Annotated in this window: 5 protein-coding genes and 5 pseudogenes; 4 read left to right on the top strand and 6 right to left on the bottom strand. The window is 65.8% G+C overall.

The features are described from left to right. The first annotated feature begins 57 nt into the window (after window positions 1-57). Window positions 58-790, top strand: a pseudogene (locus I1A62_RS04395) (IS6 family transposase). Between the two features lie 86 nt (window positions 791-876). Here the strand turns inward: I1A62_RS04395 and I1A62_RS04390 are convergent. Then, window positions 877-1,392 (bottom strand): annotated as a pseudogene (locus tag I1A62_RS04390) (hypothetical protein); the annotation flags it as partial. 624 nt (window positions 1,393-2,016) lie between these two features. On the opposite strand from I1A62_RS04390, the pseudogene I1A62_RS04385 reads away from it, so the two are divergent. Further along, a pseudogene (locus tag I1A62_RS04385) lies at window positions 2,017-2,106 on the top strand (SDR family mycofactocin-dependent oxidoreductase); the annotation flags it as partial. A 31-nt stretch (window positions 2,107-2,137) separates the two neighbouring features. Here I1A62_RS04385 and I1A62_RS04380 read toward each other — a convergent pair. Continuing rightward, window positions 2,138-3,468: pseudogene (locus I1A62_RS04380) on the bottom strand (IS701 family transposase). Window positions 3,469-3,536: 68 nt separating this feature from the next. Here I1A62_RS04380 and I1A62_RS04375 point away from each other — a divergent pair. Then, window positions 3,537-4,265, top strand: a pseudogene (locus tag I1A62_RS04375) (SDR family oxidoreductase); the annotation flags it as partial. A gap of 834 nt (window positions 4,266-5,099) precedes the next feature. Here I1A62_RS04375 and I1A62_RS04370 read toward each other — a convergent pair. The 4 genes from I1A62_RS04370 to I1A62_RS04355 all read right to left on the bottom strand — a co-directional run bounded on the left by I1A62_RS04370 (window position 5,100) and on the right by I1A62_RS04355 (window position 10,266). Continuing rightward, the gene (locus I1A62_RS04370; protein ID WP_219454381.1) at window positions 5,100-5,582 is read right to left on the bottom strand and encodes an SRPBCC family protein; all 483 of its coding nucleotides are present in this window, start codon (window positions 5,580-5,582) and stop codon (window positions 5,100-5,102) included. Window positions 5,583-5,644: 62 nt separating this feature from the next. Beyond that, entirely contained in the window at window positions 5,645-6,361 is a 717-nt protein-coding gene (locus tag I1A62_RS04365; RefSeq protein WP_219454379.1) for an ABC transporter ATP-binding protein, read from the bottom strand. Beyond that, window positions 6,358-8,973, bottom strand: coding sequence for an ATP-binding cassette domain-containing protein (locus I1A62_RS04360; protein ID WP_219454377.1), 2,616 nt, complete (start codon window positions 8,971-8,973; stop codon window positions 6,358-6,360). The genes I1A62_RS04365 and I1A62_RS04360 overlap by 4 nt, the downstream gene beginning before the upstream one ends. A 60-nt stretch (window positions 8,974-9,033) precedes the next feature. Next, window positions 9,034-10,266 (bottom strand): ABC transporter substrate-binding protein, encoded by a 1,233-nt coding sequence (locus tag I1A62_RS04355; protein ID WP_219454375.1) that lies wholly within the window; start codon window positions 10,264-10,266, stop codon window positions 9,034-9,036. 672 nt (window positions 10,267-10,938) lie between these two features. Here I1A62_RS04355 and I1A62_RS04350 point away from each other — a divergent pair. Then, a complete protein-coding gene (locus tag I1A62_RS04350; protein ID WP_219454373.1) occupies window positions 10,939-12,144 on the top strand; it encodes a TetR/AcrR family transcriptional regulator in 1,206 nt (401 codons plus the stop codon). Window positions 12,145-12,159: the final 15 nt, after the last annotated feature.

The following is a 12,159-nucleotide window of genomic DNA, read 5'->3' as shown; positions in this document are numbered from 1 at the left end:
CTTCGAGCGGCATCGTCAACCTGGCTCTGCGGGTGACCGCTGGGAGGATGGGCGACCGTGACCAGCGCAGATTCGTCGTACAAGGGCTTCCGCTACCCGAAGGAGATCATCAGCCACGCCGTGTGGCTGTATCACCGCTTCGCGTTGAGTCTGCGTGACGTGCGGGAACTGATGTTCGAACGCGGCGTCATGGTCTCGCACGAGACGATCCGGCCGTTTCGAGCATCTCGGCCCGCAGTGGTGCGCGAAGTTCGGCCAGTCCTATGCCAACCAGCTGAGCCGCCGCCGGCCGCGCCCTGGCGACAAGTGGCACCTCGATGAAGTGTGCATCCCGATCAACGGCGAGCGGATGTACTTGTGGCGTGCGGTCGACCAGGACGGTGTGGTGCTCGGCATCCTCGTCCAGTCGCGCCGAAACGCCAAGGCTGCCAAGCAGTTCTTCCGTAAGCTGCTCAAGGGTCTGCGGTACGTGCCGCGGGTGCTCGTGACAGACAAGCTGGCCAGCTACCAGGTGGCGCACCGCGAGATGCTGGCCTCGGTCGAACATCGCCGGTCGAAGTATCTGAACAATCGGGCCGAGAACTCGCATCAGCCGACTCGGCAACGGGAGCGCCGGATGAAGCGGTTCGCCTCACCCGGACAGGCGCAACGGTTCCTGTCCGCGTTCTCCGGCATCACGGGGCACTTCCAGCTGCGGCGGCACATGTTGTCGGCATCCGACTGGCGTCGCGAGATGACTGACCGCTTCGCGGTGTGGCGCGAAATCACCGCGGCCGCCACCGCGGCCTGAACAACGCACCCAGCCAATAATTTCCGGGCTGAGAAAATCCCAAACCTCCTGCACCGCTACGACTATCACTCAAGTTGACGATGCCGAGTGGGTTGCCCGTACCCGAACTCGAGCATCCCGGCCGAGGCCAGGTAGGCGGCGCGTTGGTCGATGGAGACCAACCGGCTCGTCCCATCGAGGTCCTGCGCGTCGGGGACCCGGGTCCACCCCACCGCGGGTTCGAGGTCCCCGCGCGGGGCGCCGTCCAGCGGGGGGACCGGGCCCGCGGTCGCCACCACCAGGCCCTTGCCCGACCGGGTGCGTTCCCGCTTGATCTTGTCGATGATCGCCGCGCCGGTGCGTGCCGGTGTCGGCCCCGGGAGCACGCCGAGGTGTTTCGCGGACCACGCCAACCGGCGACCCAATTCCCGCGCGGCCGGCAGGTCCTCGTCGGGGAGATACGTTCCGGCCGTCGGTGAGCCGAGGATCCCCATCTCGCCGACCCGGTTGTTCCAACCGAAGTCCTTGTTCCAGTACGTCCACACGTACGGCTCGATCACCACATCCACCATCGAGGTGAACTTGCCGATCGACCGGGACAGGTGCACCACGTGCCCCGGATCGGCCAGTGTTCTCTGGATCGCGGGCTTCATGCTCGAATCGATACGAGATCTCCACGGTTACCTGGATTGCGCCGGACGTTTGCGCGCCGTGAAGAAGTGAAGAAGCAGCCCCAACCGCGTATGTGCCAGCGGAACGACGACATCGACCAGTCGAGATCTCAGGTGGCCGATCTCAGGTGGCGAACTGTGTCGACTGCGCTTCCGATCGCTGGGATTGTCGCAGTTCTCCGAACAGTCGCAGTTCTCGGAACAAAGGGGGAGCGCGCGACTGGCTTGCCGCCGTGGTGGTGCACCGCAGGGCTGCCACTGAACGATCACGAGGCAACCGATGCACGCGTACGCAGAGCACGAGGAACGTACAGCCACCGACCACGACACCCCGTGTCACCGCTCCGACGAGTCGCCTAACGGCCGAAGACGACGCCAGCAGGGTTCGACGATCCGTGCAAAGTGAACCAGAAATATACCAAATTTAGACAAGAAACTGCCTTCAATCTGCATATTTGTAAATCATTATTCTGGTCATGCTACCGTGAGGACGGTCACATGCGGATGGTATCGGCAAACGCCGATGGTTCCCGCAGGACTTGTCCAAATAGCCAGTCGCCCGTCAGAGGAGTTGTCATGTCAGCAGCAGGACGAATGCAGGGGAAGGTCGCCTTCATCACAGGGGTTGCCCGTGGCCAGGGTCGCGCGCATGCGGTGCGCCTGGCTAGTAGTACTTTGTTAGGTGGGGAAGGTGTGGTCACAGAGTGGGCAGGTACCGATCCAACGGGCAAGTGCGCGTTGGAGTTCGCGGAGAACGGCGTAGAGGCTCAGTCCTGCCCAGCTGCTTTTGGGTCGGTGAGCCGGAGGGTGGTGAGGAATAGGTGAGCGGCGGTGACCAGGGTGGCGTGGTGATGCCAGCCCAGCCAGGAACGACCCTCGAAATGATCCAGCCCGAGACCGGTTTTCAGCTCCCGGTAATCGTGCTCGACGCGCCAGCGGAGTTTCGCCAGGCGCACGAGTTCTTTCAGTGGGGTCTCGGCGGGCAGGGTGGAGAGCCAGTAGTCGGTCGGCTCGTCGGCGCCGGCGGGCCACTCGGCGAGCAACCAGAGGCTCGGGCAGGGTGCCGTCGTCGGCGCGGGGAATGTCGCGGTTCGCCGGGCGGATGCGCAGCGCGGCGAACCGCGAGCGCATCGCCGCGGTCGGATTGGTCAGGTCGGCCTTGCTGCCGCGGCGCCAGGTCACCGTCCGCAGGGCCTTCCGTCCGGCGGCCAGGACCAGGTCCTTGCAGCTGGCGGCCGGTCCCGGGTAGCGCGGGGCCGGTTGCCGTCCGCGCCCGCTGTAGGGAGGTGTCTCGGGGACTGCGTCGCCGGGAAAGGCGCTGGTGGACCCCTTGACGGCGACGACGTAGTCGATGCCCCGCTCGGTCAGCGATTCCCGGAAGGCGGTGGTGTCGCCGTAGCCGGCGTCCGCGACCACGACCGGCGGGATCCGGCCCCACTCGATCAGCTCGTCGATCATCTCGATCGCCATTTCCCACTTTGTGCGGTGATGCTCCGCGTCGGGGATCGCGGACCGGCGCCTGCGGGCGGTGATCGCCGCGACCGCATCGGGATCGGTGGTGGACCGATCGTCCCAGCTCTGCGGCAGGAACAGTCGCCAGTCCAACGGGGCCGACGCGTCATCGGTGGCGGCGTGCACGCTGACCGCGATCTGGCAGTTGCCGACCTTGCCGAGGGTGCCCGAGTACTGACGGGCCACACCCGGCGAGCGGTCGCCGTCCTTGACGAACCCGGTGTCGTCGACGACCCACGCATCCGGGGCGATCAGACCGCACGCTTTGCGGGAGAGGGTTTTCCGTACCGGAACCACGTCCCACGGCGAGGTCGTCACGAACTGCTGCAACTGTTGATGGTCGACCTGCAACCGCTCCGCCATCGGCTGCATCGACTTCCGACGCCCGTCGAGCATCAACCCGCGCGCATACAGCCCGGCCTTCGCCCGCTGATCCTTCCGTGCCAGCGACGAGAACACCTCACCGACAAACGTATCCAACTGTTCCCCGACCCGGGCGAGAGCGGCTGTATCCATGCCCGCATGCTCTCGAGAAAACCACGAAAACTCGAGCCGACACGCCGAGCTAACAAAGTACTACTAGTGAGGGTGCCGCGATCATCGGTATCGATCTGGCCGGTCCGATCCCCAGCGTGCCGTACGATTCGGCCACCCCGGCCGATCTCAAGGAGACCGTGCGACTGGTCGAGGGGGTTGGTGGTCGGATTGTCGCCGAGCAGGGCGACGTGCGCGACGCAACCCGGCTCAAGGAGGTCGTAGATGCTGGTGTTGCCGAGTTCGACGGGCTGGACGTCGTCGTCGCCAACGCAGGTGTCTGCATCCCCTCCACCTGGGATGAGACCCCACCAGAGGTCTTCGCCGCGCACATGGACACCAACGTCACCGGAGTCTGGAACACCGTCATCGCCGGTGCACCGCACCTGGTCACCCGTGGCGGCGGCTCGGTGATCCTGATCAGCTCATACGCCGGCAAGAAGGTCCAGCCGTTCATGGTCGGATACACCGCCAGTAAACACGCCGTCACCGGTATGGCCAGGGCCTTCGCCGCTGAGCTCGGCAAGCACAACATCCGAGTCAACAGCGTGCACCCCGGCAACGTAAACACCCCTATGGGCTCCGGCGACATGATCGGCGCGTTGGAGCGGGCGGCCGGCACTAACCCGACATTGATGAACATGGGCACACCGTTTCTGCCCAGATTCTCCGCGGAGGCCGACGAGATCTCCAGCACCGTACTATTTTTGGCCTCCGACGACGCCAACTTCATCACCTCCGAGCACATCAGCGTCGACGGTGGAGCCCAGTATTTCTGACCCTTCCACCCTCCTGCCCCGAGCCTGATTCCAGGAGGAGACCCGCAAGGTCCTCGACACCACCTCGGACGCCGAAGCGACCGGGGTGGTGAGGACCTACCTCGCCGAGTTGGCGACGACGAAGGTGGAAGATTCGGGCGACAACCTGCTCAGCCTTCCGGTGCATCACACCGCGGCGGCACGATCACTGTGCCCTCCAGGGTGGTGACCAGCACGCCGCATGACGCTGCACCTTCCAGCGGCCTCGTCCCTGGGGAGATTGCGTGAACCGCGCCGTTCGCACGAGTCTGCTGCCCACCACAAGCCTTAGCGTCCTGACCAATCCGCGAGAGCAGCGCGCGCAGCCGAGAGACGGGAAAGTCGCCATGACTCCAGGGTTTGCAGCGTCAGCCGGCCCTTCAGGAGGAGGTCACCGATGTTGAGACGGTCAGCCCATCCCGTTCATCGCATGCGGTTGTGCTCCATCGATGGTCGGACTGGTGGCGCCGACATGGATGAGGCAGCAGTCACGGACGGCGGGCTGTGGGTATCGGAACCGATGCTCTTTGCGCGGGGGCGAGCGCCTGACTCTTTTCGGTCGTCATGGTGAGGGTGAGATTCCAGAACGTCTGCGCAATCTGAGTCTTCGCGTCGATCGGGCCGCGGTTCCCGCCAACGGGGATGCAGCTGGCCGGGTGTGGCGTGATAGTGCGAGTTCATCGCCTCCTGCTGATGTAGCCGGAAGACACTGCTGCCCCTTGCCGTGACCCCTCAGAGGACGTCAGGCGGTGTTGAGATGTTCGCAAGCCACCGGTGCCGCCTCCCGAGCCGGGCGGCACCGGCGACAAGTCGTTGCTACACCTTGGCGAGGTCCGAGGCGATCGCCTCGGCAACGTTGTCCAGGTACTGGTCATCGGCGTTGTCCACGGCGTTACCGGCGAGGTCGTTGTTGGTCTGGAACCGCGCGTTGGCGTCACCGACGAACTTGGTAGTCCGGCTGAAGCGCGTGCCACGCTCGTGGGGCTCGAACTCGTAGTGGATCTCGATCGTCTCCATGTCCCACGGAGATTCGCCGAGCTCGACCGCCCAGTGCTTGTTCGTCTCGTCGACGATCACGATCCACTCGAGATCGAGGTCCGGGCCGCTGTCACCGAGACGAGCGTGCTCGATGAAACTCACGCCCAGCGGGACGTGTTTCTCCCCCGGACCGGTGATCCCCGTGTTTCCGGGATGGCACCTAGTCCAATTGTTTACGGCAGTGACGAAGTCGAAGACCACCTTGACCGGCGCTTCGACTATGACCGACCTCGAGCGGGTCGTGGTAACCAGAGGCTCCATTGTTGTGTTCCTTTCTCAGCTCTACTTCTTCAGGACATGCAGTTGGTTTCTGTGGGTGGATCTCACTCGAGGAACGACGCCACCACTCGGTCGCGGTCGTTCAGCAGGTCGGCCGCCGGCCGATGATCGATGATGCGCCCTTGTCGCAGCACCACGCCCTCATCGGCCACGGTCAGGACCGCGTCGACGGCCTGCTCGACCACGATCACCGTCGTGCCACCGGACGCCGCCGTTCGGAGCTGGCCGAGCAGCCGATCTCGAATGATCGGCGCAAGGCCCTGCGACAGCTCGTCCACCACGACGATCGAGGTGTGGGCCGCCAGGGCACGCGCAAGCGCGACCATCTGCTGCTCCCCTCCGGACAGCAGGCCCACCCGGCGCTGCCAGAGCAGCTCGAGCTCAGGGAAGAGCTCGCGCGGCTCCTCCCGGCAATCGACCAGCCGCATCGACTGCTCCACTGTGAGTTTCGGGAAGATCTGGCGGTCGTCACCAATGAAGGCCAGACCCCGTCGATAACGCCGGTGCGCCTCCCGCGGCGCGGCCTCGCCACCCAGCCGGACCGCGCCGGCACTCGGCCGCACCAGTCCAGCCAGCACCGAGAGCAACGTGGTCTTACCGGCGCCGTTGGCCCCCAGCACTGCGAGGAACTGGGACTTCGGTACTACCAGGTCGATCTCCGAGAGCACGGTCGCCGCTCCGTACGCGACGGACACCCCCTTGAGTGCAACGGCCTCAGCGATGGCAGCCGCCGGATGATCCGTCTCGAGCTCCGCGGTCATCGGGGCACCTCCTCTTCCTCACGCGGCGACGAGTGGTCGCCGTCCGTACCCAGGTAGGCCGCTCGGACCCGTTCGTTTGCCAGCACCTCGTTCGGCGGACCGGATGCGATCACACGACCACCGACCAGCACGTGCACGACGTCGCACACGTTGCGGATCAGCGCCATGTCGTGGTCCACGAGCACGACCGTACGACCCTGGCCTCGGGACAGATCGCGGATGCAGTCGACAAGGGCCGCACGCTCGTTCGGACCCATGCCCGCGCCCGGCTCGTCGAGCAGAACGACAGCCGGATCGGCCATCAGCGCCCTGACGACGCCGACGTGCTTGCGCGATCCAAGCCCCAGGGTGGTGGGAGGAGCGTCGAGCCCGGAGGTGAGGCCCGCCCGGTCCGCCCAAGCGGCAGCACAGGAGGGAGTGCCGGAGCCACCCAGCCCCGCTGCTCGGGGAAGCGAGACGTTCTGCGCGACGCTCAGCTCGTCGATCAGCTCGACTCCCTGGAACACCCGCGCGACGCCTGCGTGCGCACGCCGGTGGGGGCTGGCGCCGATGAGCTCCTGGCCCCCGACCCGCGCGCTTCCGGACGCCGGGACGAAGCCGCACACGGCGTCGAGAAGCGTGGTCTTGCCAGCACCGTTCGGGCCAACCAGACCCGTCACGGTCCCCTGTTCGAACGAGAGCCGGACGTCCGAGACTGCCGTGACCCCACCAAACTCGACACGCACATCCACCAACTCCAGGCCACTCGGCGAGCGCGTCTCCGACGCCGCATCGGGCAGCTCGGCGCCGCCGACCCGGCGCGGGCGCGCATAGGTGAAGCCGTGCGGATGCAAGAGGATGGTGAGAACCAGCGCCACGCCTGAGATCAGCCCGTAGTTGCTACTGACCCAACCGAAGTCGCTGACCGCGACGTACGCGATCCCCGCGAGCCCCGCGACACCGGCGACCAGGCCACCGCGCAGTGAAGTGGCACCGGCGAGGATCAGCACCGCCAGCAGGTTGATCGAATCCAGATAGCCGAAGCCGGCCGTCATCGTGAACACCGAGCTGGAGAACGCCATGAGCACGCCGCCGACGCCCGCGATCGCCGCCGACAGCGCGAAGGTCAGGATCTTCGTCCGCGTGACGTTGATACCCGACGCCGCCGCGATCCGGGCATTGCTCCGCACGGCGAGCATGGCAGAACCGAAGCGCGATCGCCGTATCAGGTGGAGCAGACCCACGACCGCAGCGAGCCACGCCAGGACCACCCAGCCGTAGTTCTGCGGGTTCAGCAGGGGCGTGATGTCCTGGCCGAAGACCGAGATGCTGGGGATGAAGAGACCCGAGTTGCCACCGCTCAGCCACGTCGCCGAGCTGGCGAAGACCACTCGCTCGACCGCCACGCTGGCGACGATCGTCACCACAGCCAGGTTGAGGCCGGACAGACGCAACGCGGGGATGCCGATCACGATGCCTACCACTCCACCCACCACCGCACCCACCAAGGGCAGGACGATGAACGGCACGGAGAGCGCGAGGAAGACGTGCACGGACACGAGCCCGGCCAATCCGGCAATCATCAGCTGCGCGAGGCTGATCTGGTTCGCCCAGCCGGTGATCAGAACGAGGGAGAGGGCGACGATGCCGAGTGTCATCGACACGATCGCGGCATTGGCCCACACGATGTCACCCGAGGCGACAAAGAGTCCGACCACAACCAGAAGGACGACGTCGACCGGCCACATCGGCCGCGACAGGCGCAGCGTCTCCGTGGCGACCGGGCGGTTGGAACCTTCATTGCGCCGCACCAGGAGCGCGACCAGCACCATTACCAGTGGGACGATACTGTCGAGTCCGCCGCCCGGTCCGTACCGCGTGATCAGTGCCTGGACAACCCCGAGGAACAGTCCGCCCGCGACAGCCCATCCGTAGCTCTCGAACCGGCCGATCACGGCCGCGGCGAGCGCCGGGACGAGGAGCATGCTCAGGCTGGCCGGAGCGAGTCCCAGCACCGGGGCGAGGAGGATGCCGGACATACCCGCAAGCACGCCGCCGAGAGCCCAGTTCATAGCGCCCAGTAGGTGCGGCGAGTACCCGAGCGCCTGGACGCCCGCCTCGTTCTCGCTGAGAGCGCGGGTGGCCAGGGGCAGACGGCCCCACGCCGACCACAACCCGAGCGCGCCGGCGAGGACGAGGGTCACGCCGAGCATCAGCAGGTTCGACACTGCGATGTTGGAGCCCAGCAGCGAGACGGTGCCTGTGCCGATGATCGGGCCGACGGACCGGATCTGGTGGCCGAAGGCCAGCCCCAACAGGCCCGTCAGCACGGTCATGACGCCGAGCGTCATGATCAGCTTTTGCATGTCGGGGGCCCGGCGAATCGGCCGGATGAACAGCAGGTAGACGACCGCGCCTGCTACCGCCTCGAGTACGAGTGTGAGAAGGATGGCCAGGAAGGTGGGAACGCCGCGGTCGTCCCTGAGGTGAGCGAATAGGTAACCGCCCCAGGCCGCGAACGCACCCATGGCGAGGTTCAGGACACCCGAGCCCCGGTAGATGCTGACGAGGCTCAGCGCGCTGAGGGCGTAGACGCCCCCGGCGACCAGCCCGATGAGTATTACTCCGGTCATCGCGTACGGGGAAATCCCTCACGGGATTTCCCCGCCTCCTTTCTGCGAGAAGGTGGCTACCTACTGGGCAGGGGTCGCTTCGCCACCGCCGAGCGCGGGGTAGAAGACTTTGTCCCAGGTCAACTCGCCACCAGCGAGCGAAGTGATGACGATGTGGTTGTTGTGCACTGCGGAGTGGGCCGGGTACGGCGCCTCGGCCGTATACCAGCCGGGCACATCGGGGGTGAGTCCGAAGGTGTCGAGCGTGGACGTCGAGCGCACCGCGTCCGAGACTGACTTGCGGGTGATCGGGCCGTCGATGCTTTCGGCGATCTGGGCGAACGCGTGTACGCCGTACCACGTCGAGACCGCGAGTTCGTTGCGCGGAGAATCCGGCTCGTGCTCGTCCATGGCGTCGTTGAACTGTTTGATGCCCGAGACCGAGTTGTCGGTGAACGGCGGCATGCCTTGGAAGCCGACCAGCTTGTCGAATCCGCCCATAGCGTCCAGGCTCGCTTGATCCGAGAGCGAGGTCTGCACGTAGATCGGCGCGCCGAACCCCTTCTGGCGCATCTGCTCAATGGACGACGTCGTCTGCAGCGGCGAGAGTGCCAGGATCACGGCGTCGGGCTTGGCTGCGACGACCTTGTCGGCCGCGGCAGCGGTGTTCGCCTCGGCAGCGGAGATCAGCACCGGATCGAGGTACTCCCCGCCGCCCTCGCTGACCGCCTCTTCGAGCGCCTGACCGAGACCGATCGTGCCCGGGAGGTCGACGGCCAGGAGCAGGATCTTCTTCGCGCCTTTACGCAGGGCGTCGGCCGCAGCTCCGTAGTACTGGTTCGGGGTGCCGGGGTTCTGCGGGAACATGTTCGGGTTGGCCATCGCGGCCTCACCGGATCCCGTTCCACCCACAACGACCAGCCCGGACTGCTGGAGGTAGGGCGCGATCACCTCGGGGAAGACGTTGTAGCCGCCGACTACCGCGACGACGCCCTTGTCCGCAGCGGCCTTCTGAAAACACGATTGCGCGACGTCGGGATTGAGTTGGTCGTCGCAGGTGACGAGCTCGATGTCGCGGCCGTCTACCCCTCCGGCCGCGTTGACCTCCGCGGTCCCGGCCTCCGCGGCTGCACGCAGCTCGTCGAAAGCCGCAGTCGCACCGGAGGTGAACGGACCGACGGTCATGATCTTGATCGGACCGCTCTCGCCGTCACCGGCGTTGTCGGACCCGCAGCTGGCGAGCACCGTACTGACCAGCAACGCACTGCCGAGGACTGCGATGGTTGCGCGAGGACTGCGCCGTGTTCGAAGCACTTCATTCTCCTTCTGGATGACACGAGTGAAGGCGCCAGACCCTGGGACGCACCCGCTGAATATGTGACGACGCTAACAGAATCATGACTAACTAGAAACCCCCAAATCGAAATCTTCGACATAACCATCCCTCACATATGGTCCCACCAAGGTGTGCGACGTCCCATTTGTTGCCTAATCAAAGCGAAATAGTCGACATCAAACAGCCGTCATGGACATCTATAGAGGAGAATTTCGACTCACTCGAACTCGATTTCGGGCGCAAGACACCCGATGGACATCTGGTGGAATGACCGGTGATGGTTAACTTCAGCCGATCGACGACGGCCGTTGGCGACTGAGTCCGCGACGCCGCCACCCGCGCTCCAAGTCCGCACCGACACGCCCAGAACTGGCCTGTTGTCGGTCTTGCCACGCGGAAGCACCTCTACACTGAGCTCATGAAGCGATCGAGAAGCCTGTGAAGAGCACATCCGCACCGCGTCAGGTGTCGCGGGAGAACGTTGTAGTGAAGATTAACTTCGTAAGCTCGAGGGGGGCTGCGGCCAGCCGGGGCTGGGGCACTGGGTGCGCGGGACAGGCCTGGTCCCGCCACGCCCGGAGCAGGCCCGTCGACCACGCTGACACCCGTGGGCACCTCTACACTGGGCTCGTGAAGCGGTGGAGAAGCGCATGAAGAGCACATCCGCGCCGCGTCAGATACCGCGTGGCCAAGCGCGCTCGCGCCAGATCCTCGACGCCTGCGTGCGCCTCTTCGAGCAGGCCGGCTACCAGAACGTCAGTATCGACGACATCGGCTCAGCCGTGGGACTCACGGGCCCTGCCGTCTACCGCCACTACAAGGGCAAGTACGACATCCTCGTCCAAGCCCTCGTGGGTCAGGTCACGATCGTCGAGGAACTCGTCGCGCTCGCCGTCGCCGAGCCGCCCGCCGACCAGCTCGACAGGTTGATCCGCGAACTCGCGCAGCTGACCGTCGAACGTGACGAAGCGATGCTCTGGCGGCGGGAGAACCGGCACCTGGAGCAGGAGGACCGCACGACATTCCGCCGCGCGTTCAGCCGCGTGTTGGCAGGAATGCGCCAGGTCGTGCTCAACCGGCGCCCCGAGCTCGGCGAGCAGGGCGCTGGGTTCATCGCAGTGGCGCTCCTGTCGTTGTTCAGCAGCACGCGGGACATCCGGGGCAAGCTCACCGACGAGCAGGCGATCGAGGTGCTGACGGCCATCGCGCACAGCATCGTCGACCTCGACTACGACGAGCAGGACGAGACGACACCACCGAGCCCTCCGGCGAGCGTCCGGCGGGCGCCCGCAGGACGACGCGAGCGGATCATCGACGCCGCGGCAGACCTCTTCGACCAGCACGGGTTCTACAGCGTGCGGATCGATGACATCGCGCGCCAGGCCAACAGCTCGGTCGCCACTCTCTACCAGCACTTCGAGGGTAAGGGTCAGATCCTTCAGGCAATCCTGTTCCGCGGCACAGAAGGTCTCCTGTACCTGACTGCCGAGGCGATCCAGTTCGCCACGTCCCCCGACGAGGTCCTCGAACAGCTCATCGGCACCTATGTCCGGCAGTCCCTGGGGCTGCACGGACGGATGATGCGCATCCAGGCGACGGACCTCATCTATCTGCCGCAGGCGCAACGGGATCAATTCCTCGCCGGCGAGCGTGAGTACATCGCCGAGTGGACGAAGGCCATCTCGGACCAGAGTCCGGCCAGAGACGGCGCCACTGTCCGGGCCCTGGCCCACGCGGCGATCGACGTGCTGACCGACCTGTCGCAGACGCGGATGCTCCGGGGCCAGCCCCGCCTGCAGTCGAACCTCGTGCGCCTGGCCCGAGCGATCGTCTCGCCGACCGACCTCGCGGATTAGCGGTGCCGGCCGGCG

The sequence above is a fragment of the Rhodococcus sp. USK10 genome, from assembly GCF_019378875.1.
Lineage (GTDB): Bacteria > Actinomycetota > Actinomycetes > Mycobacteriales > Mycobacteriaceae > Rhodococcus_F > Rhodococcus_F pseudokoreensis.
This window is presented reverse-complemented; position numbering and strand designations above follow the sequence as displayed.

Excerpts from the sequence above, each read along its gene's own strand:
- I1A62_RS04370 (WP_219454381.1), bottom strand. The coding sequence starts at position 5,582 with ATGGAGCCTCTGGTTACCACGACCCGCTCGAGGTCGGTCATAGTCGAA.
- I1A62_RS04365 (WP_219454379.1), bottom strand. The coding sequence starts at position 6,361 with ATGACCGCGGAGCTCGAGACGGATCATCCGGCGGCTGCCATCGCTGAG.
- I1A62_RS04350 (WP_219454373.1), top strand. The coding sequence starts at position 10,939 with ATGAAGAGCACATCCGCGCCGCGTCAGATACCGCGTGGCCAAGCGCGC.
- I1A62_RS04360 (WP_219454377.1), bottom strand. The coding sequence starts at position 8,973 with ATGACCGGAGTAATACTCATCGGGCTGGTCGCCGGGGGCGTCTACGCC.